This window comes from Ginsengibacter hankyongi, assembly GCF_008710285.1.
GTDB classification, from domain to species: Bacteria; Bacteroidota; Bacteroidia; order Chitinophagales; family Chitinophagaceae; genus Ginsengibacter; species Ginsengibacter hankyongi.
In genome coordinates, this window is record NZ_VYQF01000015.1 from 44,455 (window position 1) to 69,667 (window position 25,213).

The following is a 25,213-nucleotide window of genomic DNA, read 5'->3' on the forward strand; positions in this document are numbered from 1 at the left end:
AGCACACTAAGGATTGCAGCAGTTGAAATCTAAGCAAAATAATGCTGGTTAGTAATTTTTTCATTATCGATAAAAAAAAGAGTTTTCAATCTTGTGCCAGCTTCATTCGTGTATTGAATTTGAAGTATAGAATTTTTTAAACTTATTGGAATAATTGGTTGAGCGTCGGCATCAACGCCAGAAACGGAATGATAGCTTTGAATAATATTTACATCGAGCGTAATAGATTCGTTAGGGGCTAAACTAGTCAATGGTTTTAATTTTGCGCAATAGGTAAATACCTCTGGGTTTAGTATTTGAAGATTATATGCAAAATACTTTGAGTTGTTTTTTAAAGTCAAACCGAAAAAGCCTTTAATTTCCCAAATATTTATCATATCCTTTGCGTCAAAGTAATTTTCACCTTCTGGAAGATGCATTGCTCCAGGTCTAACATAACTGCCTGTGCTATGCCTACTACGTTTAATATAATGCAAGGCCGCAACTACTTTAGCTCCTTTAAAATAGTAAAGGAATAGATCAAAAAAATTATTCTTGATAAATATTGGTATTACCATTCCACAAGTTACAAAAAACATCGAGGTAGCTTTTGAGTTTGGTTCCTGCTAACCTTAGCAAGCTTCAAATTGAAAGATAGTGCTGTCCGTATGTGCTTTTGAAAAGAAAAATGAAAATCATCCTGTAAACCTATTGCAGGATTTATCTTTTAACCTGTAAACTTTTTTTAGGACGAGTCATCCTTATTTAGTTAATCGAAATTATTTCTTATCTGTATGTTGAAACGATACTGATGCATCTTGACTATTTTTTTTAAATAATAATTGTACATCGGTCACCTTTTATTTGCAGCCTGTTTATTTCTTTGTCACATTTATTAAATATCCTTCATAGGGTTTCCCGGCGACTGGCCGAAAGTAGATGACAACGCTGTGATCCTGGTCGGAAGAAATATCGCCGGTGAGTGCGGTCATATATTTCGTTATGTACAATTTTAAATCAGGAGCATTTTTTACTCCCACTGTGAGAAAGCTTTCATTCCTGCTTTTAATATCAAAATCCTTCAGTTCAATTATAGCTTGTCCCTTTATGTTTTCGTCGTTATAGGATTTTATATGCCATGATAATTTTTCTGTGAGATTAATAAGCTGGTTCACCACTTCAGTAATTCCCTGTTTGTAAAGCGATTGCCGGAAGTATTGCTGTAGGTCACGAACAACCAATTCGGATAAGCCGGCATCGATAATAAACTGCAGCCCGTATCCCGGCTGGAAAATGATTTGCCTGTTCTGCAGCGCAATGAAAATGATTGCGTCGTTATCGAGCTGGGTCTTCTCCAATCCCAGCTCTTTGGCGATATTTTTTGTGTAAGAACCTGCATCTTCCCCTTCGGGTAACATTTTTATACTGTATAAATATATGGAACAGGTTGTTTTTTTGTGATACGAGGAAAGCAAATTTTCCAGGCCAGCCCGTGTTTTTGAATCCAGGATACCGGCATCGTCCACCACAAAATGGTGCGTTTTGCAGGCACTCAACAGCACCGGCAATATCACCACGAAAATGAATTTTAAATAGCGTTTAGGCATAATTGTTATGTTGAAATAATTTTGGATGACGGGCAACTCTTTTTGGTTTCTTTCATATTCGTGATATTCAGTTACTTTCAAATGATATGTACCCGGGTCCTGGCTTCAACATCTTTTACAATTGTTCTTGGGTCGATTTTTGTCATTATGATTTGTCTTTTACAAACTATCGGCATAGGTAAATTCATTTCTATATTTATATTTTGACCTATCAATCTTGCCTGACTATAATTTTCTAAATATACACACTCTTTTGCACCAAAAAGTTTAGTTCATAATACAATATTCCGACAGTTATAGATGGTAGTGGCTAAGATTTTCCATCCCTCCGAATTGGCGTAGTGCTTATATGCCAATTACCATGACCAGCCCCATTTCCGGTGGCCGGTTTTGTTGGTATCTGTTTGTTGCGGGGAATTCATTTAAATTAAATAGAATGGCCGTTAACAGCCAATTTAGTGTACAGTACATTGCGTCAATAGATTGAAGCCATTACGTCCATTATGAATAATGCCTTATTTTGTTTTTATATAAACAGCAGTTTGCATCGCTCCCTTCTCATCTGAGAAAGTTGAAGTGTATTTAATACCACCACCGGCAGACATTTCAAAAAGTAACGTACCAACCATACCTGCTGGCAGGCCCGGGTAATGAAATAAATTATTGCCAACATATTCGAGGTCCTCACCAAACACACTATTCTTAATCCATAATAATTTATCTTTTACAAATAGTTCACTGATATCTTTTGAATCTTTTTCATTGGCGTAAGTGCCTGCCAGCTTATCTATTGCTGCTGGTTCAACAGCCAGTTTAACAGCCATACTAACGTCAAAGGATACTCGTTTTGATCCGTCTGGTTTCGTTTGCACATCCAGAATTCTTCTCTTTGAGTTGGGAGAAGCTGCATAAGGGTCACCGGAAATATGAGTGTCGCCTGAAAAATATAATTGTGTTACCAAAGGTTGGTAACCTTCGGCAGTAATCATTAAATGGAAATGTGCAGGCCGCCAATAATCAGGAGCAGCGAGGTAGGGCACCGGAAGAATGGTATTGAAAGAATAATTTCCCTTATCATCTGTGAAGGTCGTGCCGCGGTAGCGGTATTCATCGGATGTATTATCATATTCACCCGAACCGCTGCAATGCCATAACTCCACTTTTGCTTTTTTGTAAGGCGTTGTGCAGTCATCGTGTTTTATGATACCACTTAATTCTACCGGGGTACCCTTTTCACCTTTTATAATAAAGTTATTGCGGATGGGACTATTGGGGCGATAATAGGGTCCCAGTATATCTGAGGTAGTTTCACAATCACCCACATATTGTTTACCGTTAAAAAATATAAAACCCGACGTGCTTACTGCTATTGCGCCAAGGGTTGTGTTCCTGATGAAAGATCTGCGTTGCATAAGATTAAATTAGTTGTAAAGAAAATTATGGTTCCTATAAATGTTAATTCATTCTTAGCAATAATACAAGATACGTTGTTTATTGAATTTTGCAAAGTAGGAATTGTTGCTCAGGCAATGTCTCAATTCAGACCCCGTCCAGGTGCAGCATGCTTATTATCATGGCCAGCGACATGCTTATCATGGATTTTATTACCAAAGCTATTTTCGATAAAAATTGGCCTATATTTAGTCAAACTATTTGCTAGTGCAAGGCACCGGTATTTTTAAACATCTTCCTTCTTCACTGTTTGTGTCGACATTAATCTTCATGGTTCTTACTTGGCCGGCACAGGCGCAATTATGTAATGGAAGCTTTGGAGACCCTGTAGTGAATATAACGTTCGGCACTGCAGCAGGCAGCAGCCTCTATGTGCCGTCAGGCAGTTATACTTATACACCCTCCAACTGCCCTAATGATGGATATTATACTATTACAAAAACAACTTCTGGTTGCTTCAATGGGGTTTGGCATACTGTGTTAACTGATCATACGGGCAACGGAGCTTTCATGCTGGTAAACGCATCCTACACGCCCGGTGATTTCTTTTTAACAACGGTCACTAACCTCTGTCCGAATACCACGTACGAATTTTCCGCATGGATTATGAACGTTATGAAGTCCCTTGCTACCATTCTTCCCGAGTTGGTCTTCACTGTTGAAACACCGGGTGGAATCGTCCTGCAGTCCTTTGACACGGGGGACATCCATGTAACTGACACGCCGGAATGGAAGGAATATGGTTTCTCTTTTACAACTCCGCCGGATAATCCTGTTATCGTGTTGCGCATTACCAATAAAGCGCCGGGCGGAATAGGCAATGACCTTGCGCTTGATGATATTACATTTCGCCCTTGTGGCGCCAGGATTTCAGCAAGCATTGTGGGGTCGGTCAATGACACGATTAATGTTTGTGAAACGGATACTAACAGTTACGAATACACGCTTTCAGCAGTTACTCCTTCGGGCTATATTTCTCCAATATATCAATGGCAGTTGAGTACAGATACAGGCGCCACATGGGAGAATATTCCCGGAGCCAGGTCGCTAACGTACCGGACGCAGCCGGTGTATGCCGCCGGAAATTATTGGTACAGGCTGTCGGTGATAGAAGCCGGTGTGGCTAACATCAGTTCGTGCCTGATAGCTTCTGATGTACTGATGATAAATGTGCACGCTAAACCTTTTGTGAGTGCGGGCCCCGACAGAATTATGCTTGTTAATACCTCTTGTACGCTGTCCGGTAAAGCTGAAGGAGACCAAATAAAGTATATATGGTCTCCGGCTCAATACATAAATGATGTGACGCAACTAAACCCCGTTGTTTCTCCACCTGCAGATTTTACTTACATATTGTCGGCTCAATCTTTGACGGGCTGCACTAACGCCGAGAGCGTAAACGTAAAAGTAGTTACCGGTATATATGTGCCGACTGCGTTTACGCCGAATGGAGACGGCAAAAATGACCGGTGGGAAATTCCTTTCCTGGATCGTTCCCTTGGCGCAACAGTTAGCGTGTTCAATCGCTGGGGCGGTTTGATGTATCGGGTTTCATCAGAAACGGTTTCGTGGGATGGAAGCATCAATGGAATTCCACAGCCTGGTGGAATTTATGCTTACATAATCACCTTCAGGAATAGCAATAAAGTATTAAAGGGAACGGTAACGCTTATACGCTGAAATAATTTTTCAGAAGAATTTCAGCAAAGAATCTTTGCGGCTACGGGAAACACTGATACTGGAATTATTGCTCATAACAAGGTAGCCCCCTTCACCACGAACATATTTTGTGACTTCATTTAAATTAACCATAAAAGAATTATGTACACGGACGAAGAATTTAAAATCCATCAATTGTTCTTCAATTTCTTTTAGTGTACGACAGGCAATTATTTTGGTCTTATTTTTCAGGTAAAAATGAGTGTAATTATCATTGGCTTCACAATACAGTACCTGGTCAGAGGAAATCAGTTCAAAGCCTTCGGCAGTTGGAACAGCTACTTTGTTAAACCCGGTCGTGTTTCCATGTATTTGTTTAAGCAGCATCTGAAACTGTTCAGCGTCGGGCAGATGGCGATTCTCCTGCACCCTGGTTACTGCCCTGATCAATTCATTTGGCTCAATTGGTTTTAATAAATAATCGAGTGCACTGAAACGAATTGCCTTAATAGCATATTGATCGTAACTGGTGGTAAAAATAATGGCGAAGGAAATTTCGTTAAACTGCTCCAGCATTTCAAAAGCATTCATTACCGGCATTTCAATATCAAGAAACACCATCTGGGGATTCAGCTTGTTTATGGCTTCCAATCCTTGTTTGGCAGAACGGCATTGCTGTAGCACCTGCACCTGCGGGCAATATTCCTTTAACAACAGGGTGAGTGTTTCCTGGCAATGTAGTTCATCATCAATAATTACAGATTTAATCATATATCAAAGGAATTTTTAGCGTTACCTCGGTCCCACCCGGCGTTCCATCTGGTAGAACAAGGTCCCTGATTATTACAGCGGAACCTTCTGTCTTACCTCGCATCATTTCAATTCTTTTAGCTGTTGTTTGCATACCCATAGATTTGTGAGTGGAAGCCTGTTTGCTTTTAAGTTCACCGGCTTTCTTTCTTCCAACGCCGTCGTCCGTTATTTTGCAATACAGTAAATCACCTTTATCATACAACTCAATTACCAGGTTTCCTTTGCTTTCTTTATGCATCAGTCCGTGCCAGATGGCATTCTCTGCATAGGGCTGAATGATAAGTGGTGGTATTTTTATAACAGCAACATCCAGGTCTTTATCAACCTTTATTTGATAATCAAAATGATAATCAAACCGGAGGGCTTCTAATTCAAGATAAAGGGCTAGTGCCTCTATCTCATCTTCAAGCGGAATCAGCGGAAAGCTGGAATTCTGCAATATCAATCTTACCAGCCTTGAAAATTTGGTCAGGAATTCCGATGCGTGCGCTTTATTATTCTGAAGTATGAACCGATTAATAGCATTAAGCGAGTTAAAAATAAAATGAGGATTCATTTGGGCGCGGAGGGCCTTCATTTCCAATTCCGTTGCTTTCTGATTTAATTCTGCTAATTGCTTTTCTTTTTCGGAGCGCTCAATCTGTAATTTGAATTTCCGGCTAAGCCACCACCTTATGACCAAATAGATAACAGCTGCCAGCAGAACAATGGCAGAAATCCTGAACCACCAGGTTTGCCACCATGGAGGATTAACAATAATAATTATGGTTTTTTCAGCTTGTTCCCCGTCTTTATCAAAAGCTTTTATGTGACATATAAACGTGCCTTGAGGCAGGTTAAAATACTGAAGCTTTTTTTCATCCAATACTTTTCTCCAGGTGTTATCATATCCTTCAAGCATAGTATAATAACTTATGCTTTCCGGATCACGATAGTCCATCGCCGAGAAATTAAAAGCTAAATTGTTTTGATTATACTTTAAGCTTAAATCATTTATCTCTTCAACTGGTTTTTGTATTGAGTTACTTATGCCCGGAACAATGGAAATGCTGTTGATAAAAAAATCTGTAAGAAAAATTTTAAAGTCTCGTTTTATTTCGAGTTCCTGCGGATAAAATATTGAAAACCCGTCGCCATTACCAATACACAACTGGCCTTTTTTATTTTTGAAAGATTTTCCCCAAACAGCAAGGCTATTTTTGCCAATACCAAACTTTTCTCCATAGATAAAGCACTCTTTGGTTAATGGATTGACTTTTATAATTGAAGAAAAAGAAGTTAGCCAAAGATTATGATTATCATCTTCAATAATGCCGCCTATACCGAGGGTACTAATATCTGCAAATAGACTAAAGAAAGGAGAAAAGCTATCGCTCTTTTCGTTGTAGAGATATAGACCTTTTTCAGTGCCGGCCCAAATATTGTTTTTTGAATCCTGGTAAATTGACGGGATGAAAGTTTCAGGTAAGTAATTTTTAAACTTCCCTGTTTTACGATCCATCTTGCTTACACCGCCACCTCCAATAACCCACAACCTGCCTTGCCTGTCTTCTAAAAGATGATTTAAATTGTTTGAACTAATAGAAGCTGGATCTTTTGGATCTGGAAGAAATTGTTTAACCGAACCATCTTTAGGATTATATCTTAATAAACCACCTCCCCACGTTGCAAACCAATTTACTCCCTTTTTATCTTCTAAAACACTTACAAAGCCATACTGTGATGAGTCTTTAAAAAAGTCGCTATTACTGCTAAACTTATAGAGTTTATTGGTATTCTCATCAATTATCCTGATGCCATTATAACTTGCCGACCAAATCTTATCTTCGTCAGATGCATCACTTATCATGGTATGATTTTCAGGCGGGCTTAAAGGATCCGATGGGCTGTGAATAAAATGGGCTATTACATTATTATGCTGATCAAATTTAAAGACGCCGTTTCCTTCTGTGCCGACCCATAAATAGCCATTTTTATCTTCAACAAAACTGTTTGCAGTTTCCCCTGTGGGTATATGTGTAATTGATTTGCGAAAAGGATCAACACGATATAGCAGGTTGCTGGTTTCAGTGGCAATCCATAAAGTCCCATCGCGTGAAGTGAAAGCAGTCCAGGTGGTACTATCGGGAAAACCACTAACGCTTGTTGTATCAGCAATAAAATGGGTTATCTTTTTTGTAAGCGGATCGTATCTTTCTATGCCTTCGTCATAAGTTCCAATCCAAATATTACCGGAAATATCTTCTTTAATGAATGTGATATGGTCCGATGAGTCTCCTTTTTTTACAGGTGGCCTGCTTAATTTTTCGGGATGTTTCGGGTCGTATGTAAGCCTTTCAAATGTTCCTGTTTTTCTATCCATTATATGCAGGCCGTCGCCCTGCGTGCCCACCCAAAAGGTACCGTGGCTATCCTCAAGAATAGCACGCACTTTATCATTGATAAGCGTTTTAGGGTTGTTGGGATCGTGCGTGTAACGGACAAACTTGCCTGTAGTCCTATTAAACTTATTTAGCCCGCCATCTTTATCCGGAACAAATGGAAAGCCATTGCCAGCCCATATTGTTCCTTCTTTATCTTCATATAACACTCTTACCGGGCCATTGCTTAATGTTGTTGAATCTTTATCACTATGACTATAGTAAATGGCCTTACCAGTTTTAGGATCAAACTGGCAAAGTCCATCACTTCCACCTATCCAAATAACACCCAGGTGATCTACAATGATAGCATCGCCCCCCGCAATTTTTAGTTTATAATGTGTAACAATACCCGTGGCTGAATTTATTTTATCAACCTCCCCGGAAACGGGTAACCATACATTGCCCGAAGAATCTGCTGCAATATTCTCGAGGCCGAAAGAATGTATTGAATTGGTGTCAAAAGGATTATTTTTAAAAATTTTCATCCTGTAACCGTCATATCTTTCAACCTGATTATTGCCTTGATCAACAAACCACATGTAGCCCCATTTATCCTGGGTAATTCCGGTTATTTTTCCAAGCGTTAGATCTTTACTACCCGTTACAAGATTAAAGGCAAAAGGCTTTTCCTGAGCTAATATTTCTTTTGAAAGCAAACAAAGAAATATTAATAAACATAATCGGAGTTGCCGTTGCATGCGAGTAAATAATTTGCTAAATATGAATTTATATAACTGTTATTCAGTATCCCGGGTTTTGCACAAGGTTTGGATTAACTGCCAATTGCTCATCTGGAATGGGGAAAATTAAATACTTTGGATCGCTTATATAATCCTTCTCCTGGAACGGCAAAAGAAATTTACCAAACCGGATCATATCCTGCCGCCTCCAGTTTTCCCACCACAGTTCTCTTCCACGTTCATCTAATAAGTCATTAGGACTTAGTGAAGTTAAAGCGCTTACCCCTCTTGATGGATTAGTGCGAATGGCATTAACAAGAGCAAGCGCTGTATTCCCATAAATTCCTGCATTAGTTGGAATTCCTCCCCGTGAGATCGCTTCTGCCTTCATCAGCAAAACATCGCTCAATCGGAAATAAACAAAATTATTTGTTGCAGGGGAAGGGGGATAAAAATTCAAATAATCCGGGGCATATTTAATCGGCCTTATGCCGGGCATTTCCAGGTTTGAGCCCGTTTCAATATTCTGCACATCAGCAGTATAAATAACGGGAAGGAGACCGGAATAAAGTGAATCATCTGTATTGAGATCATACTGCTGACCTATAAGAAATCCAACATTTACCCTGTTACCAGGATTAGGGCGTGAATTAGGATAGGAATAAGCAGTGCCTCTTCGTTTATCTGCCGTGTCAAATTTGTTATAAAAATCCGGTAAAGTGCAAAAGCCGTTAAACCCACCTTGTGCATAATCCAAAGGAAACAGCCACGCAAAAGACACCAGGTAATTGCCATCAGGATTACTCTGTTGGGTAAAAATATTTTCTTTCCCAATCAATGCGTTAGCGTTAATAGGGGAAAAATTATCAAAATAATTTCTACTGAATGAATATTGACCACTGTTTATTATTTCATCCGCCAGGCTAATCACAGTATCCATATCAGCCGCAACAAAAACAGGGTTTAACCTGTTAATATAAACTGCCTTATTGAGATAACATTTCATCAGCAATGTTTTTGCTGCATATTTATTCGCTTCACTTGCAGGGCCATCGGGTAAACTTGGTTCTACAGCATTTATTTCACTAATAATATAGTCCAATGCTTCCATTCCTTTTCGGACTCTGGCTGCCTTAACAACACTCTCTCCTGGTTCACGGTAGGGAACCTGGTCAAAAAGATCCACTTGCCAATACATGGCCCAGGCACGGAGAAATCTTGCTTCGGCTTGTTGCTGAGCCGTAGGATTATATTGAAGCAAATCCGTTGCAGCAAAAACAATCCCGCTCAGGCTATTGAAACAATCATGTATAATAGAACTAGTTGAATTCCATTTTTGCTGATGAAGATCCCGCCATATACCATTGTCATCCCAATTGTTAGCCCTGGTAGGAACAATGGCTTCATCGGTTGATATATCTGCCAATGGAAATATTTGCAGATAACTTGTAAAAGGGTATTCCAGAGAATTATAAACACCCCGTAATAACACGGTAGCAGAGGAATCATTGGTTACCTGTACTGATGTAAGATTTCCCCCGGCGGTTTCATGTAATTTGGTGCAACTATAGATTAGTATGGTTGAAAAAATCATAAATAAAATTAATCTTCCACCTTTCATAACTTTTATTTAATCATAAAGAAAAATTTATCCCAACAATGAAAGACGTGGAAGAAGGGTAACGGGCGAAATCGACTCCCAAACCCGGTACACCGGCAGGGTTTGTGTCCGCATCCACATTCACTTCAGGATCAAATCCGGAATATCTTGTTATAATAAAAAGGTTCTGTGCAGTAATATACATATTGACTCCCTTAAAAGCCTTTGCCACATCACCTATATTGTATGAAATCGTCAGGTTACTCATTTTCAGATAATTTCCTTTTTGGATAGGTCTTGAAGAAGGTGTCACGGGATTGGCTAAAGATTCTTTCACAGGGTTTTGGTACACTGATAAAGCGATATTTCCACCCTGGATACCGTCAACATTCAACAAAGCCATGAGTGTGTTGTTAAAAATATCCTGTCCATAACTTCCATACATATTTGCTGTTAGCAAAAATTTTCCATAACGAAAGCTGGTACTTATCCCTAAGAGCATTTTTGGATTTGGGTCTCCTACATAATGCAATGTGGTACCACTATCCTGGTATGTGGAAAATCCTGTTGACTTATCAAGCCCTAGAAATTTTCTTGTATAAAATGCCTCCATCGGAAGTCCGTTTCGTATGGTCTCAACCGGGCCGGAAAGAAAAGCGGTAGCTATTGGAGCTGGCATACCCGATACATTATTTTTTAGGAAAGTAGCATTCACAGATAAATTCCATTCGAATTCTTTATTCTTTACAATATCTCCATTGACCAACACTTCAAACCCTTTATTATGAATCTGACCATCGAGGTTTATCCATCGAACGATTGAGCCGGGAGGGGCCGGTTGAATTGGTGCACTCGGGAACAATAAACTGGTTGTATTTTTATTAAAATAATCTGCGGTTCCCGAAACCCTGTTATTTAATATTGAAAAGTCAATACCAATATTATATTGCTGGTCTGATTGCCATTTCAGATCAGGGTTAGGGTTATTTAATTGAACAACGGAGCCGCCGTTTTGTAAGGCGTATAACGCCTGTGCCGAACCCGGTGGAAATTCCTGGTTACCTGTTTTACCCCACCCACCGCGGATTTTAAGAGAGTTAATAATATCAACTTTAAAAAATTTCTCCTGGCTAATATTCCAGGCCAAAGCAAAAGAAGGGAAATACCCGTATTTGTTATTTGAGCCGAACTTGGTAGAACCATCAGCCCGGAAAGTTGCCGTTAACAGGTACCTGTCTTTATAATTAAAGATAGTTCTGCCAAAAAAAGACTGCAATTCAGACAAAGGATCTATATAAGAAGCTATACTTCGGCTACCTGGGTCAGAATACTGAAGATAATTCGTGTAATTCAAACCAAAGTTTCCGAACCCAACTCCCTGGGCACCGTTACCACTAAGGCTATAACCCTGGTTAGTGAATTTCATATACTCATATCCCACAATAGCATTCAAATGTAGATTTCGGGCAATTGCTTTATTATAAGTCAATGTATGAGTAAACTGTTCTGTTAAAAGCTCATAATTATTAATACCGGCATTACCTCCTGGCGGATAAAAAGGGTATATGCCAAGCGCCTGGTCCATATAAGATCTTGAGATCCCGGAGCTATAACTAATGCTAAATAATATTTTATATTCTAACCAATCCGAAAATTTGTAATAAGGTGAGAGGCTCCCCAAAACAGTAGTGACTTTTAAAGTTTGTCTTGCAAATTTTGACAATGCGACAGGATTAACATTGTCTCCGCCTGCCATCTTTATTGATCCATCGGCGTTCCTCAATGAGTCTGTAGGATTCCACTGTAAAGCAGTTTGCATTATGCCAGCATTACCATAGCTAAGATCAGCAGAACCATGCTGGAGATACTGGCTCGAATTCAGGTTGATATCCAATCCCAATTTTTTATTTTCAAGGAATTTTAGATTTGAGGTAATGCCTGCATTATACCTTTTAAATCCAGTATTGATAATGATCCCATCCTGGTTTAAATAGCCGGCTGAAAATCGGTATTTACTATTTTCGGTGCCCCCGCTCCCTGCGATAAAATAATTCTGTTGCCAGCTATCATGCAAAACTGCATTCATGCCATCTGCATTTCCACCTTTGTCGTAAGAAGGATCAATACCATAATATTTAATTGCATCCCTGTACTGTGAGGCATTTAATACTTTTATTTTTTTCAAAATGGAGGACACCCCTGCAGAAACAGCAACATCAAGTTTTGTTACGCCGGTTTGTGCCTTCTTAGTATTTATTATTACCACTCCGTATGCCGCCCTTGATCCATATATCGCCGTAGCCGATGCATCTTTTAATATATCTATTGACGCTATGTCTGCAGGATTCAGAAAATTCAGCGGATCATTACCCGGCTGGAGAGATCTGCTATCCAGAGGAACTCCATCCACAACAAATAAAGGCTGGCCTGTACCCACTAGTGCGGAATTTCCCCTGATCTTTATCGTCATAGCGCCTCCTGGTACCCCATTATTGCTGATCATCTGCACACCTGAAACTTTGCCTTGTATCAATTGATCCGGCGAAGAAAAATTTCCTTTATTAAAATCTTTTTCTGATACCGAACCAACCGCCCCGGTAATGTCTTTTTTCTTTGAAGTGCCATATCCGATCATAACAACTTCATCAAGGTTATGGGGAGCGACTGATAATGAAATATTCAATTCAGTCTCATTGCCGGGGATAATTCGCTGCTCACGGTAACCCACATACGAAATAATCATAACATTACCCGGGCCGGCTATTATTGAAAATCTTCCGAGCGTGTCCGTTAACGTCGATTTGCCGCCTCTGCCTATCGTCACTGTCGCCCCAACAAGCGGCTTACCCTCACTGCCGGTAACTTTCCCCCTGATTGTGTTTTGGCTGAAAAGGGAATTGCTAAGAAGAAAGAGAAGAAGGAGAGTTAAAAAAGATAACCTCGTAAGTAAAAAGCACAACGCACTCTTTCTCATAAGAAGTAATTGAAATAGTAATTTAAGAAAATTATAAGAGCTTTCATAATTTCACGAGCCCTGTTTACGATTCATTCGGAAAATGATGTTTTGATCACGTACAATTATTTCAACAAGCTTTATTTAGTCAGGCCTCGCTCGAAGATTTGATATCTCCATTCTGAAATATCTTTTCTTTTGCAAGTTTTGTATTTGCTTTGCATTGCCAATTTTAATAGCCCATGCATTTCTTAAAAGATGGCTAAAAAGGTTGCCTGGAAAGGCAACCACTTGATTATGACTTCGGGCCATAAACATTAACACGCTTATTATCTTGTTATAATTTGATAACATTAACCGGCCTATGATGCTGATACTTAATTTCGCTTACTATCTGCTATCACTTCTATTTCACCATCGGCGATTTTTACTGTTTTTATTGATTTATCGTCATCCATCTTAACCACGTATACAGTGGAATTTGAAAGCTGGTATTCATTGCAGAACTCAATTTCATAATGATAATAGTGGCTCCTTATTAATGACCTGACATCAGAAGGAAGGTTATCTTCAGCATAAGTAAGGAGCTTATACAACCGTTTGCCATTTTCATCATATTTAATCCGAAAATCAATACCCTTAGAAAGAAAATTTGCGATAACGCCGCCTGGTACTTTAAACCATTTCTCATCTGAAACTTCATGAAATGATTTACTGAAATCCTTTAGCGCTTTTAGATTAACACTGGTCTTGTTAATTTTAGAAGTACTTGAATTCGAAAGGGTAACCATTCTTAAGTCATTAAAAGCAAGCGTATTTTCAGTTTGTCCCTGTGCATTTTTTGCTGTTGCAAATAATGCTAAGATTACGATTGAAGAAAGTAACTGTTTCATTTTAGTATATTTTTATGGTTGATGTTTTTTGATGCCTGCATAAAAGTAAAACAGCAACCTCCTCCAGGTTAGTGTGAATGAGTATTTGAATGAATCTAAAGGGTAACCCGTGAAATCAGCAGGGTAATTATTTATGTTTGGGTTAATAAATAGCTGATTAAGACCTTGAGGAATATGATTATATTTTAAGAAGCTAAACGAATGGTGGCCACTCTGTTCTCAAACTCTTCACCGGTTTAGCAATCGCTGGCTTTAATCTCCAACTGAAGCTTCATACATGCGTCAAGCACGGGCTACAAAAAGGTACGGTAAATCTATGTTTTGCCACTGTACAAAATGTTATTTGGTGCAGGCTTTATCGTATAGGGCTGTACGTTAGAGAATCGTTGTTTCCTGGTTTCTCTGCCTCATTGTTCCCTGTTATTTACGTTTATTAATTTCTCAAAGTATTGCATTTTAAAAATGTTTGAATTACATTAGTATATCCTTCCTGGAAAAGTCTCCCGCTTAGTTACCACTTGAAGTTTTTTTTTAACCTCCAAAAACTTCTTTTATGAATATCTACCGCATTGCTGGTTTACTCAGCCTGTATTTACTCAGCTCTATCATTTCATGTAAAACTACCACTTATGTTATCAACATAACGGCTGGAGACACAACCACGCAGAAGCTGACACTCCAGCAGACAGACGGCAGTTCTGCTGATACGATTAAAGTTCATGAAGATGACAAAGTTCTGTGGAGAATCAAAACCGAAACAGTTCACAAAATCACCGATATTGATGATAAGATCAGTATGGCTCAACCCACATTTATAACTGAACGTAAACCGCATAAGAGATTTTTTTCCAGAACATGGGTTGAAAAAGTAAACCGTGTTGTTAAGGCCCAGTTTAAGGACTCAGGTTACGTTAAGGAATTTTATTTCATCAAGTGGAAACCTAACGGGCCGGATAGTGCAAAAACTTATGACCCGCTGATGCAGATATACCCCAGAGGCTACTAACAGACATTCCGAAAACCTGTCAACTATAAACAAGCTTTGGGTTATATGATGAATTCCGCAACAGAGTTTAATGCTTTAAAATAAGTTCAATGTAAAGGGGTTGCATTTCAGTAATCTTTCAGCTATTTTCGTATATCCTTCCTCGAAAAACTTCCCGCTTATTTTCCACCACAGGAGTTTTCTCAATATTATTAACCCCTAAAACTGAATTATGAAATCATTTCGAATTCCTGTATTGATTATCGTTTTTGCTATTTTTTCCGTTAGGGCATATTCTTATATAAGCGATTTTATTATGCCCGATGATTCTATAATTATACCATCGACTTATACAATTAACATTACCGGGCGTGCCAGCAACAAGCTGATTTTAAAGAACCAGTCAGGTGACGACGCAAGTGAGTTTAATGCTGTAGATAATGATATTATCATTTGGAACAACGAGGATCCTGATATTACGATTCTAAAGATAAAACAGAAGTTTCTCAGGAAAAATCGCTTTCAAAAGAAGCCGGCTTTTCAATTGACTGCAGGCGGCTTCGAAGGCCAGCTTGAAAATTATAATCGTAAACCTCGTAAGCAACACTATTTTATTAAGTGGAAAGATAAAAGTGGCAAAAAACATAGATACGATCCATTAATAAGAATAAATCCTAACACCTTCGATTAACAAAAACAACGGCCTCAATTTTACTTGCCCTCTTCTTAAACCCTTTTGATGAAGCGCTTACATAAGTACATAATCACTTCCCGTCTGCTACTTTGCCTGTTGCTTGCGGCAACCATCTGCATTGGGCAGGACCCGAAGATAGCCGACAGTCTTTCCAAAATTTATATAGAAACGGGAAATGAGCTTCCTGATACAGTGAGGCTGGAACTGCTGAGGCAGCTTTCTTTTAACGAAACCAACGATCCTAACCGTGCTTTAAAATATAACTATGAGCTCATAAACCTTGCCGGTAAACTGAATAATAATATCTACCTGTATTTTGGTTATTTTCAATTGGGCAGTAAGAAAAGATCTTCTGGCGACTATCCCGGGGCACTTAACGATTACCTTACTTCGAGCAAACTGGCAAAGAGTCCGTTAGGTTCTGCCAATGCGTACATTGGTATGGCTGATGTATATAATGACCTTCGCAATTATGCGGATGCTAAATCCTATTATGAACAGGGAATTAAATTCTTAAGAAATCTGGATGATTCTATTGCACTGGCTTCCGCAATTCTCAATTTAGGCGAAGCATTCCGGCACAACGGGCAAAATGATTCAGCCATGATGTGCGGTAAAGAAGCTGAAAGAATATTTGAGAAAAAAAATTATGACCTTGGTAAGGCTTATGCAACGGGCAATAAAGGATTGGTATATGCCAGCCTGGGACAATTCGGCGTTGCCGAGAAAAACATCAGCGAGGCGATCGCAGTTATGGAAGAAAATAACCTTTACGATGCCGTTTGCGAATACCTGAGTGCCATGTCTGGTATTTACCTGCTAAAAGGTGACACAACTAACGCCGTAGCCTATGCGAAAAGAAGCGTTGACCTGGCTGAAAAGTATCAACTCAATAAGCAGGCATCTGATGGCAGCAAGGTACTTTCTGAACTGTATGAAAAACTGCATGATCCCCTGCACGGGTTGCAGTACTATAAAACCTATATAGTATACAGGGACAAACTGAACGACCTCTCCAAACAAAAGAGCGTCGACAGTCTCCAAAGGGTTTTTGAAGTATCCAGGCAACAGATAAAATTAAATGAGGTGAACCGGCAAAAGCAACAACAAAAGAATTTATTGTTTGCATCATTAGCAGTGCTGGCGCTTATCGTGGGCCTGTTAATGGTACTGATACGCAACAACGGGCAAAAGCAAAAAGCGTATATGCTTCTCAGTAAGGAGAAGAGCGTTACAGAAGAACAGCGGGACCTCGCCAACAAAACCCTGGCAGAGCTTAAACAAACGCAGGCACAATTGATACAGTCTGAAAAGATGGCATCGTTGGGACAACTTACTGCGGGCATTGCCCACGAAATACAAAACCCGCTTAACTTCATCAATAACTTTTCTGATCTTAATAAAGAACTGGTAGATGATCTGTTGAGTGAAAAATCAAAAGCCCTTTCAGACCGAAATGAAAAGCTGGAAGAAGAATTACTAAAAAATATAAAGGACAATGAAGAAAAAATAAATCAACACGGCCGGCGGGCAGATGCTATTGTAAAAGGTATGTTGCAACATGCACGCCCCAGCTCCGGCGAAAAAGAATTAACCGATATTAATATGCTGGCGGGCGAGTTTTTAAAGCTGAGTTATCATGGGCTGCGGGCAAAAGATAAAAGCTTTAATGTTACAATAGTCACCGACTTTGACGAGGCAGTTGGCAAAATACAAATTGCACCGCAGGAAATAGGTAGGGTGCTGCTTAACTTATACAACAATGCATTTTATGCGGTTACAGAAAAAAAGAATCTCAAAATTGAAGGCTATGAGCCAACCGTTTCGGTGAGCACCAAAAGGCGGGATAAGTATATCGAAATAAAAATAAAAGATAATGGCACCGGTATCCCAAAAGACAAGCTGGATAAAATTTTTCAGCCGTTTTATACCACAAAGCCCAGCGGGGAGGGTACAGGTCTTGGACTGTCCCTGAGTTACGATATAATGAAAGTTCACGAGGGGGAAATTGCCGTACAATCACTGGAAGGCGACTATACTGAGTTTATAATTTCATTGCCGGTTTAAGTGAGGATGGGGGCTAATATGCGATGGCATATCACTTCCTTTTTCAAAAGCAACCTCGTACCGCACAACTACTGAGAGTTGGCCCAATTTGTGGGTTAGCCATTAAATCCTCATCACCCATGCATCTAACTCCGTTGATTTTCCTTTTAATGCGAGCTTGCGGTATTCAAGCTGTTCGGTTGACATTTCCGTTGCTTTGCGGGCAGCTTCGCTGATAATTATTTCCCCGGATGCTGCCTGCGACGTTAGCCGTGCAGCAACATTAACAGTATCGCCAAGAATTGAAATATCTGATGCGCCGCTGCTGGTCATTACGCTTCCTACATAAGCGGTACCGGCATGAATACCAACGCCGGCCTGGATCCAGGGCTCCCCGATACCATTATAGCCAAGCGACTTCAGCGCTTGTCTGCCCGTTTTCACCGCCTTCGTTGCAAACCCTTTTCCGGCAAAACCCGGTACAAAAAAACCACCTACTTCGTCTCCCTGGAACTTCTGCACCCATCCATAGTTCCTGTAAAATATGGCCGTTACCGCCCGGTAAAACCGGTTCATCTTTTTGCTGAATTCTTCTGCCGACAGTTTCTCCGCCATCGGAGTTGAGTTGCGCACATCAATAAACATTACGGCTGTTTCAATTTCTACGCCGCCATGGTATTTGCCGGCAAACCGTTCGCACAGGTTACACATATGCGGGTTAAGTTTGGATGCCTCTACACCAAGAAACCTCCTCGTAAGATAGCCGCCGATTCCCTTAAAAGGCATATAACATATATCGCACCTGGGGCTCCTTGGTAGCCGCTTTATAATTGGCCGCATAGATTTATGCTCAAACCAGGAGGCCTGAACGTTTTCGGGCATATCGCCGGTAATAAGAAAAGTACGCCATGTATTCTTAATTTCTTCCTCGCTTATTTTTGATTCTTTCATAGCAAGTAATTGCAGGTTAAATAATGAAATCAAAATTTAAGATGACTGGTCAGCCCACCCGAATTTTCACAGGATGAATTGAAGTTGTACCAAAGGAAGCGATTTAAACACGTACTTTCAGTACGATTGATATTTCAAATCGTAAAATATTAAATCTTATCGTTATTTGCAAATGCTGAATAGTGCCATAAATTGCCGGCGAATGATGGTGGGGGAGAGGCCAAATAGAAGGCTGCTTTACCTGCGATAGGTGGGACATTCGAATATTCGGTTACCCGTAGCTGTTAGATATTTTAATTTTCCCGGGTTGCAAAATTAAAGCTGGCAGTATTTTGATAATTTATACATTTTACGGGTGATTCAGGCGGGCACAAGTATCTCTTTAGTAATATAAAAAGCAAGATAATTCCTAATAAAATCCAGATAGGTTACAGTTTAGGAATAAGCCTAAATCCGTATGAGGGTAAAAATGTTTAAGTAGTTTAAATTTCTAAAATTAAAAAAACTCACAGTCCCAACCAGATCTGTGAGTTACTGTATATTAAGGCGTTAAGTCTGCTGTTATCTAAGAGTAATACTGCCATCAAACGTTACGGTCCCGGTAGGATAGTTAATGTTTGCTATAGCGTGAGCTACAAAGTTGCCGGATGCATTGGCAAACCTTCCTGTACCCCCCGTAATGGTGTTATAATTTGTAATGAGGAGCACACCATTATCATCAGGGCCGACAACAGAGCCGCTGTGCGTTGAAAATATTTGATCCCCGTTTGCCGTTGTTATAGTTGCCGTGCCAACCAGTAAAGGGAAATTACTATCATCTTCCTGCAGGCTAAAGGTAGATTTTCCCACAAGTGTTCCCACTCCTGTCCCATTGATTTGGTTGGACGTAGGTGCATTTGTTGTATAACTGGCTTTAAAGGGAATAGCATCATGGATACTTTTGTTCATGGAAGCGCCTATAGTATTTGGGCCTTGAGACCCATCTTGAAGGTTATCTTTTTGACAACTGGAAATGCTCACCATTAAAGCAAGGACAAACACGATAAAGAAATACTTGGGAAATAAATTTCCGGAAAAAAGTGAATAAAATTTACGAGGCAAAGCTAAGGAGCACCTGTCGGTTGATAATTGTTTCATGATTTAATATTTTAAAATGTTACGAAATGTTGCCGGTTTATAAACCCCGGTATTGTGACACAAATATTGGCTGGTTTTCGAACAACCGCAATACGCTTTTTGGGTGAGATGCTATCGGTATGTTTGAAAAAAATACTGATTCAAATAATTCTTTCGCGGAGTACTTTGGCGATGGCTTCTTTGCCACAGTTTACATGAAGCTTGGGGTAAATATTTTTCAGGTGCGTCCTTGCAGTATCAAAAGATATTTTTAGTTCAGCGGCAATAATTTTTATGCTATACCCTTTTATCAGCAATTGCAAAATTTCCTTTTCACGTGTGGTAAGGTGATACTGTTGCCCTGACGATTTTGTTTCAAAGCTTTGCAACACCCGTCTCGCAATAGTTGGTGACATGGGTGCTCCGCCTTCTATTACGTCCCGGATCGCTTCAAATAACTTAAATGGGGAAGTCTTTTTAAGAATGTAACCGTTGGCACCGGCACAAAGACTATTAAACAAATTCTCATCATTTTCAAACATGGTATACATAATAATGAGCGTCTGGGGGCGGGCTTCTTTTATTTCAACTACACCTTCAATCCCGCTTTTCCCGGGCATATTTATATCCATAATAACCACATCGGGCTTATCGCGTCGGATAATAGCCGGGGCATTCATTACGTTAGGATGGCTACCTATTACGGTATACTCGCTGCTGGTGCCAATCAATGTCACCAGGGAGTTTCTCAATTGATCGTCGTCCTCAAATATGATGATGCCCGGCATATACTTTATTTTCCGTTGTATGTGTCAATTTTGATGGCTCTAAAATTACCGCTTTCCAAACCTTTGCCATATACCTCTTTTGAGTGATGGAGTTAAAATGGGTAATTTGATTTTACATGTCGTACCCGTTCCCGGCGATGACTCCACCATAAATACGCCGCCCCATTTTTGCATACGCTCCGTCATATTTTTTAATCCGTTGCGATGGGTAGGTTGCCCTACGTTGAAACCTTTTCCATTATCAACTATCTGCATAAAAAAGTCATTGCCTTGTGCTTCGATATTTATATGAACTTCTGTTGCAGCCGCATGCTTTTTAATGTTATTGATGGTTTCCTGGAATACAAGAAACAAGTCCCTGCGCTGACTTATGGAAAGTTTCGCGGGGTAAATTTTTTCATCTGCTATGAATGTATACTCTATGGTTGTTCCGTCAAAAACATCGGCGGCATATCTTCTCATTCGCGTCGTAACCTGCTCTATTGAATCGTTTTTGCTGTCAATACTCCAAACAATATCATCAAGCGCTTCCGCAGCTGCCTGAATTCCATTTGAAATTCGCTTTAAATAACCGGACATTTCCCCGGGGTTATTTATCTTTTGCTGGCCCAGTGCAGATAGCATATTAATATTGGTGAGTTTTGCGCCAATATCATCATGCAAGTCACGGGAGATGCGCTTACGTTCATCTTCCTGCGCAGTAAGTATGATATTTATTTCATTGGCCTGGCGCCGTTTAATCCTTCCAATGCGGTTGCGGTAAAAAGCAAATAATATTGACACCACTATTATTCCATATAATGTATAGGCCCACCACGTTAGCCACCACGGAGGTAAAACCTTAAATGTATATTCCTTTTCACTCCAAACGCCGGAAGGACTTATGGCTTTGAGCTTAAAAATATAATTGCCTGCATCTAAATTGCCAAAAAATGCGCTTGAATTATCGCTTAGCGGTGTCCAGTAATTATTATAACCAAGCAGTTGATATTGATACTTAACTTGTTTTGGTAGGGCTGGTTCTATTGCCGCAAACTCAATAGTTATATTATTGTCCGCGTAAGGCAATACCAGGTTAATGGGCACGGGGTAAAACTTTGCTACACTGTCGAATTGTATACCGGCATATCTATTTTTCATGCTGTCTAACAAAACAGGGCTTAATATTTTACCAAAGGAGGTCATCATTTCATTCACCAGCGTAAGGCTATCTGCTGCTATACTGTCTTTATGCTTTCGTATGAGATTATTCCAACAGACATTCCCATTATTTATTTTAATATTTTGGATTACTAAGTTTAGCGGCACTGTATTTTTCTTTTCAACTGCTGAATAATCAAATCTTATCAACTCACCTTCGCCGCTGCCTATCCATACGATCCCACTATGATCCAAGAAAGGGCCGCCACTACTCACGTCCTTTAGGGGATAGCCGTTATTTTTATTAAAATTTTCAAACCGGACATTCTGCTGGTTACCATTGCCCGTAAGCGTGTCCTTAAGCCCCGATAAACCCTTGTTGGTTCCAAACCATATTATATTCCTTACCTGGTCTTCTGCGATGCCCCATACATCATTATCCGCCAATCCCTGTTCCGTAGTATAATTTATAAATCTCTTTCCATCATATTTGCTAATGCCCCTTCCGTCTGTCCCAAACCACAGGTAACCATTTTTATCTTGCATGATCGACGATACCGCGTTGCCCGCCAAACCTTGTGCCGTGGTATAATTTGTAAAACCGTTGCCATCATATTGGCTCACACCATCTCCGTGTGTGCCAAACCAAATGCTGCCTGTATTATCCTGGAGGATACTCCATATATTATTTCCCGCTAATCCCTGGCCTGTTGTATAATTGGTAAAGCTATTGCCGTTAAATTTACTAACCCCGTCCCGGGTGCCGAACCAGAAGTTTCCGGCTTTATCCTGGGCCATGCTGATAACAGCATTACTGGCCAGCCCTTGGGCAGTTGTGTAATTGGTAAAACTTTTGCCATCATATTTACTGACACCGCCTTTATCGGTACCAAACCACATATTTCCATATTTATCCGGCATTATAGTCCAAACTGTGTTATCTGCCAATCCCTGGGCCGTTGTATAGTTTAAAAAACTTTTGCCGTCATACTTGCTTACACCACTTTCATAGGAGGCAAACCAAAGGTTACCGTCTTTGTCTTGCGCAATGCAGAATACCAGGTCACCGGCCAGGCCGTGGGCGGCGGTATAATAGGTGAAACTATTACTCTCCCGCTTACTTACGCCGCCGCCCTGGGAGGTAAACCACAGGTTTCCGGCCTTATCTTTTAGGATGCTGTTTATTTTATTCCCAGGCAATCCCTCGGTATGGGTATAGTTTGAAAAGCCGTGGCCATCATATTTGCTTACTCCTTTTGTATGCGTACCAAACCAAAGATTACCTGCTCCATCCTGCACAATGCAGTGGACATTATTATCTGCCAATCCATCCTTTGTTGTGTAGTTCGTGAACGTGCTTCCGTTATACATGCTCACCCCCTTATTTGTTCCGAGCCATAGGTTGCCTTCCTTATCTTCGGCGAGTGTATTTATACAATTATCGGGCAAGCCCTGGGACGTTGTATAATTGATAAAACCAGCGCCATTGTATTTACTGGCTCCGCCTGCATCGGTTCCAAACCATAAGTTTCCTTTTCTATCCTGCATTATGCAGTGCACATAATTATCCGGCAGACCATGGGATGTTGTATAGTTTGTAAAATTTTTGCCGTCATATTTGCTTAAGCCACCATCGTGGGTGCCAAACCAGATATTGCCATTCTTATCCTGGAGCATACATGTTATAAAATTGCCTGCCAGCCCGGAAGCTGTAGTGTAATTTGTAAAACGCTTTCCGTCATACTTACTCAAACCAGACGTTGTGCCGAACCAAAGGTTGGCCTCTTTATCCTCTATAATACAAAATACAATATTACCTGAAAGCCCGTTGGCCATGGAATAATTGGTAAAGCTTTTTCCGTCGTATTTGCTTACACCCCCGCTGCCGGTTCCAAACCACAGGTTGCCTGCCCGATCAGCTGCGACGCAAATAATATTATTTATTGGAAGCCCCTGGTCTGTGCCATAATTAGTAAAGAAAGGATTGCCAAAGCCAGGCGCATTCCCCTTGTGGACAGGTATTCCTGCCGTAACTCTTTTTGGCTGATTGCCGGCAGTAATAAAGATTACCTTCGGTGCAGAAAAACGATGGATTCCGCCGGTATTAATTGCTAATAACTTTTTGACGGTACTAACTGGATGGCGTGATGAAGTGTCGTGGCTACAGGAATTGAAAAAAAAGGCCAATAAATAAGGGCAATATTTCAGAAGGCGCAAATGTTGCATGGACTTGTATTTCAGTGATAAAGCCTTTCATTTTTTTATGGCTACTAAAAATACAATTTATTTGTGTGAGGTTGTAATTCCTTAAGGATTATAATAGAATTTTCATAATTGATCTTATGTTTCCCCACTATACTCCTGGTGCCTCCAACCAGGGGCGGCGTTATAGACATAACATTTCTAACAAAATTTCAATTTTTATAAGTTCCCCGTTGCCAGTTCGTTTAACCGTAGCTGTTATATCTATTAATAAAAGAATTGCTCTGATACGATTTGCCCGTCTTTTACTTCATACAGCATTATTTGGTTCATTTGTATTCTTCCATGCCCCTGTACAGTAACATCAACTTTTCTTCCTACTGCAAAATGATTGGCAGCTACAATGGGTGCGGTGGTAGAAGCGCCATGAAAATCTTCGATCATCTTCACAAACGTTTCGCCTTTTTTGCGAACGTTAGCCCTGCCTTCTGCATATCCAAAATAAGGAGAATTTGGGGGGTCTATACTTTTTACATTATCGGCAAAAAGCTCGTCCTGTATTTCAAACCATTTTTCCTGGCTGGCCAGTTCGCTGAACCTTGCTGCAATTTCCTCTGTTGATAGAACTTTGTTGTTGGTTACTGTTGTCATTTATTTTCTTTTTTGATTTATTACACTTAATAATTTTTCTTCCAGGTACTGCGACCATGCAGGTGCACAAGAGTTATAACATTCAATTTCGGGAACCAAACCAACATGAGTGAATAAGATTTCAGTGTTATCGCCCCGGTCTGAAATCTCAAAGCTAATTTTGGATCCAGTCCATTCTCTTTCATTTTCAAGAAAAGTTAGTTTACTGTCTGTTACCAGCCAAACAATTTTTTTATCGGGAATAAGTTCTACCAATTTTTGCCTGGAATAATGAGCACCATCGCCGGCACGAAATGTGAACTCATCATTGAGTTTGTATGAACTGCCATTTATTTCCTCGGCATACAAACCCGACCACCATCCGCGAACATTAAGGATGGCGTTGAACACTTCTTTTGGTGATTGCCTTACCAATAAGGTTTTAGTGAAATCTTGTGTTGTCATTTCTTTCTGAATTGTCATCGTTAAAATTTTTATGCTACAAAAGTATTGTCCAAATACTACATGGCTGGGGTGTAAAATGGACTTTGTAGTGGGTTGATCCGGACAGGACAGATATCTATATTTGCAAGAGAATTGAA

General features: G+C 40.0%; 18 protein-coding genes. 4 read left to right on the forward strand and 14 right to left on the reverse strand.

Annotated features, from left to right (window positions below; all coding sequences use genetic code 11):
• Positions 1–29: 29 nt before the first annotated feature.
• From FW778_RS22480 to FW778_RS22490, 3 genes are all read right to left on the reverse strand, one after another.
• Entirely contained in the window at positions 30–578 is a 549-nt protein-coding gene (locus tag FW778_RS22480) for a hypothetical protein (protein WP_150417154.1), read from the reverse strand.
• Positions 579–854: 276 nt separating this feature from the next.
• The gene (locus FW778_RS22485; RefSeq protein ID WP_150417156.1) at positions 855–1,586 is read right to left on the reverse strand and encodes a TPM domain-containing protein; all 732 of its coding nucleotides are present in this window, start codon (positions 1,584–1,586) and stop codon (positions 855–857) included.
• A 515-nt stretch (positions 1,587–2,101) separates the two neighbouring features.
• Positions 2,102–2,998 (reverse strand): dioxygenase family protein, encoded by an 897-nt coding sequence (locus FW778_RS22490; protein ID WP_150417157.1) that lies wholly within the window; start codon positions 2,996–2,998, stop codon positions 2,102–2,104.
• Positions 2,999–3,308: 310 nt separating this feature from the next.
• Here FW778_RS22490 and FW778_RS22495 point away from each other — a divergent pair, with 310 nt between their 5' ends.
• A complete protein-coding gene (locus tag FW778_RS22495; RefSeq protein ID WP_150417159.1) occupies positions 3,309–4,718 on the forward strand; it encodes a T9SS type B sorting domain-containing protein in 1,410 nt (469 codons plus the stop codon).
• 9 nt (positions 4,719–4,727) lie between these two features.
• Here FW778_RS22495 and FW778_RS22500 read toward each other — a convergent pair whose 3' ends face one another.
• The 5 genes from FW778_RS22500 to FW778_RS22520 all read right to left on the reverse strand — a co-directional run bounded on the left by FW778_RS22500 (position 4,728) and on the right by FW778_RS22520 (position 14,059).
• Positions 4,728–5,468: a LytR/AlgR family response regulator transcription factor gene (locus FW778_RS22500; protein WP_150417161.1), complete on the reverse strand. Its 741-nt coding sequence runs from the start codon at positions 5,466–5,468 to the stop codon at positions 4,728–4,730.
• Positions 5,461–8,589: a sensor histidine kinase gene (locus FW778_RS22505; RefSeq protein ID WP_202552444.1), complete on the reverse strand. Its 3,129-nt coding sequence runs from the start codon at positions 8,587–8,589 to the stop codon at positions 5,461–5,463. Before FW778_RS22505 ends, FW778_RS22500 begins: the two co-directional genes overlap by 8 nt.
• 85 nt (positions 8,590–8,674) lie before the next feature.
• A complete protein-coding gene (locus tag FW778_RS22510) occupies positions 8,675–10,234 on the reverse strand; it encodes a RagB/SusD family nutrient uptake outer membrane protein (protein ID WP_202552445.1) in 1,560 nt (519 codons plus the stop codon).
• A gap of 13 nt (positions 10,235–10,247) precedes the next feature.
• Complete coding sequence (locus FW778_RS22515; RefSeq protein ID WP_150417165.1) at positions 10,248–13,187, reverse strand: SusC/RagA family TonB-linked outer membrane protein; 2,940 nt, start codon at positions 13,185–13,187, stop codon at positions 10,248–10,250.
• Between the two features lie 356 nt (positions 13,188–13,543).
• Positions 13,544–14,059, reverse strand: coding sequence for a hypothetical protein (locus FW778_RS22520; RefSeq protein ID WP_150417166.1), 516 nt, complete (start codon positions 14,057–14,059; stop codon positions 13,544–13,546).
• Positions 14,060–14,612: 553 nt separating this feature from the next.
• Between FW778_RS22520 and FW778_RS22525 the strand changes: the two genes are divergently transcribed.
• From FW778_RS22525 to FW778_RS22535, 3 genes are all read left to right on the forward strand, one after another.
• On the forward strand, positions 14,613–15,065 hold the full coding sequence (locus tag FW778_RS22525) for a hypothetical protein (RefSeq protein WP_150417168.1): 453 nt from the start codon (positions 14,613–14,615) through the stop codon (positions 15,063–15,065).
• A gap of 211 nt (positions 15,066–15,276) precedes the next feature.
• Positions 15,277–15,735, forward strand: a complete 459-nt coding sequence (locus tag FW778_RS22530) for a hypothetical protein (RefSeq protein ID WP_150417169.1) — start codon at positions 15,277–15,279, stop codon at positions 15,733–15,735.
• A 48-nt stretch (positions 15,736–15,783) separates the two neighbouring features.
• A complete protein-coding gene (locus FW778_RS22535; RefSeq protein ID WP_150417170.1) occupies positions 15,784–17,805 on the forward strand; it encodes a tetratricopeptide repeat-containing sensor histidine kinase in 2,022 nt (673 codons plus the stop codon).
• A 102-nt stretch (positions 17,806–17,907) separates the two neighbouring features.
• Here the strand turns inward: FW778_RS22535 and FW778_RS22540 are convergent, their stop codons facing one another.
• The 6 genes from FW778_RS22540 to FW778_RS22565 form a co-directional block, all read right to left on the reverse strand.
• Positions 17,908–18,735: an adenylate/guanylate cyclase domain-containing protein gene (locus FW778_RS22540; RefSeq protein WP_150417172.1), complete on the reverse strand. Its 828-nt coding sequence runs from the start codon at positions 18,733–18,735 to the stop codon at positions 17,908–17,910.
• 561 nt (positions 18,736–19,296) lie between these two features.
• Positions 19,297–19,872 carry a hypothetical protein gene (locus FW778_RS22545; RefSeq protein ID WP_150417173.1) on the reverse strand — a complete coding sequence of 192 codons (576 nt, stop codon included), beginning with the start codon at positions 19,870–19,872 and terminating at the stop codon, positions 19,297–19,299.
• Between the two features lie 140 nt (positions 19,873–20,012).
• The gene (locus FW778_RS22550) at positions 20,013–20,639 is read right to left on the reverse strand and encodes a response regulator (RefSeq protein WP_150417175.1); all 627 of its coding nucleotides are present in this window, start codon (positions 20,637–20,639) and stop codon (positions 20,013–20,015) included.
• Between the two features lie 45 nt (positions 20,640–20,684).
• Positions 20,685–24,005, reverse strand: a complete 3,321-nt coding sequence (locus FW778_RS22555) for a sensor histidine kinase (protein ID WP_150417176.1) — start codon at positions 24,003–24,005, stop codon at positions 20,685–20,687.
• A 243-nt stretch (positions 24,006–24,248) separates the two neighbouring features.
• Positions 24,249–24,632: a nuclear transport factor 2 family protein gene (locus FW778_RS22560; RefSeq protein ID WP_150417177.1), complete on the reverse strand. Its 384-nt coding sequence runs from the start codon at positions 24,630–24,632 to the stop codon at positions 24,249–24,251.
• Positions 24,633–25,094 carry an SRPBCC domain-containing protein gene (locus FW778_RS22565; protein ID WP_235906545.1) on the reverse strand — a complete coding sequence of 154 codons (462 nt, stop codon included), beginning with the start codon at positions 25,092–25,094 and terminating at the stop codon, positions 24,633–24,635. It abuts the gene before it with no gap.
• Between the last annotated feature and the right edge of the window lie 119 nt (positions 25,095–25,213).

Bases quoted from the DNA above. Each gene is read 5' to 3' on its own strand.
- FW778_RS22480 (WP_150417154.1), bottom strand. From the start codon at position 578: ATGTTTTTTGTAACTTGTGGAATGGTAATACCAATATTTATCAAGAAT.
- FW778_RS22500 (WP_150417161.1), bottom strand. From the start codon at position 5,468: ATGATTAAATCTGTAATTATTGATGATGAACTACATTGCCAGGAAACA.
- FW778_RS22565 (WP_235906545.1), bottom strand. From the start codon at position 25,094: ATGACAATTCAGAAAGAAATGACAACACAAGATTTCACTAAAACCTTA.
- FW778_RS22535 (WP_150417170.1), top strand. From the start codon at position 15,784: ATGAAGCGCTTACATAAGTACATAATCACTTCCCGTCTGCTACTTTGC.
- FW778_RS22550 (WP_150417175.1), bottom strand. From the start codon at position 20,639: ATGCCGGGCATCATCATATTTGAGGACGACGATCAATTGAGAAACTCC.
- FW778_RS22540 (WP_150417172.1), bottom strand. From the start codon at position 18,735: ATGAAAGAATCAAAAATAAGCGAGGAAGAAATTAAGAATACATGGCGT.
- FW778_RS22530 (WP_150417169.1), top strand. From the start codon at position 15,277: ATGAAATCATTTCGAATTCCTGTATTGATTATCGTTTTTGCTATTTTT.
- FW778_RS22485 (WP_150417156.1), bottom strand. From the start codon at position 1,586: ATGCCTAAACGCTATTTAAAATTCATTTTCGTGGTGATATTGCCGGTG.
- FW778_RS22495 (WP_150417159.1), top strand. From the start codon at position 3,309: ATGGTTCTTACTTGGCCGGCACAGGCGCAATTATGTAATGGAAGCTTT.
- FW778_RS22490 (WP_150417157.1), bottom strand. From the start codon at position 2,998: ATGCAACGCAGATCTTTCATCAGGAACACAACCCTTGGCGCAATAGCA.
- FW778_RS22560 (WP_150417177.1), bottom strand. From the start codon at position 24,632: ATGACAACAGTAACCAACAACAAAGTTCTATCAACAGAGGAAATTGCA.
- FW778_RS22510 (WP_202552445.1), bottom strand. From the start codon at position 10,234: ATGAAAGGTGGAAGATTAATTTTATTTATGATTTTTTCAACCATACTA.
- FW778_RS22515 (WP_150417165.1), bottom strand. From the start codon at position 13,187: ATGAGAAAGAGTGCGTTGTGCTTTTTACTTACGAGGTTATCTTTTTTA.
- FW778_RS22525 (WP_150417168.1), top strand. From the start codon at position 14,613: ATGAATATCTACCGCATTGCTGGTTTACTCAGCCTGTATTTACTCAGC.
- FW778_RS22545 (WP_150417173.1), bottom strand. From the start codon at position 19,872: ATGAAACAATTATCAACCGACAGGTGCTCCTTAGCTTTGCCTCGTAAA.
- FW778_RS22555 (WP_150417176.1), bottom strand. From the start codon at position 24,005: ATGCAACATTTGCGCCTTCTGAAATATTGCCCTTATTTATTGGCCTTT.
- FW778_RS22520 (WP_150417166.1), bottom strand. From the start codon at position 14,059: ATGAAACAGTTACTTTCTTCAATCGTAATCTTAGCATTATTTGCAACA.